Genomic DNA, 687 nt, shown 5'->3' with positions numbered 1-687 from the left:
ATAATGAAAATATACTATTTGTAGGAACCCCTGGAGTTGGCAAGACACATCTTGCCGTCTCCATTGGAATAGAATGTGCAAAACATAGATATTCAACATATTTTATCCATTTCCAAGATTTAATGTCGCAATTAAAAAAAGCACTTAAAGAAAATAGATTAGAAACAAGATTAAAGCATTTTTCGAAATACAAAGTATTAATAATAGACGAAATAGGATATTTGCCAATTGATACAGATGCTTCAAACTTATTTTTTCAATTAATATCAAAAAGATATGAAAAACACAGTACAATAATTACAACAAATATGTCATTTTCAAGTTGGGGTGAAATATTTGGTTCTCCAGTTTTAGCTCAAGCTATATTAGACAGATTATTGCATCATTCTCATGTTATTTCAATTAAAGGTGAATCTTACAGACTAAAAGAAAAAATGGATTTTTTTGCTAATTCTGTTTCTAATTCTTAATCCCTTTTTTTAACATTCTTGTAGTTGTTTTTACATATACACAATATTTTCAAGATTAATCTATAAAATCAATTAATCATTAACATCAAATAATAGCGAGAATATAAAATTGCATCAATATATTAAACAAAAACTTAACCATAAAAATATATCAGGTGATAAAATAATTATGTAAATTTATTAAATTTAAGAAAAGAAAAGTTGATTATAAATTTAC

The 687-nt window shown here is 24.6% G+C and carries 1 protein-coding gene; it reads left to right on the top strand.

What is annotated here, in order from left to right; all coding sequences use genetic code 11:
- On the top strand, positions 1-470 hold a 470-nt coding region (gene istB / locus XO12_RS11130; RefSeq protein ID WP_175420354.1), incomplete at its 5' end, for an IS21-like element helper ATPase IstB.
- Positions 471-687: the final 217 nt, after the last annotated feature.

Source organism: Marinitoga sp. 1154, from assembly GCF_013363285.1.
GTDB lineage: Bacteria > Thermotogota > Thermotogae > Petrotogales > Petrotogaceae > Marinitoga.
Note: the sequence above shows the minus strand (reverse complement) of the source record. Positions and strands in the feature narration are given on the sequence as shown.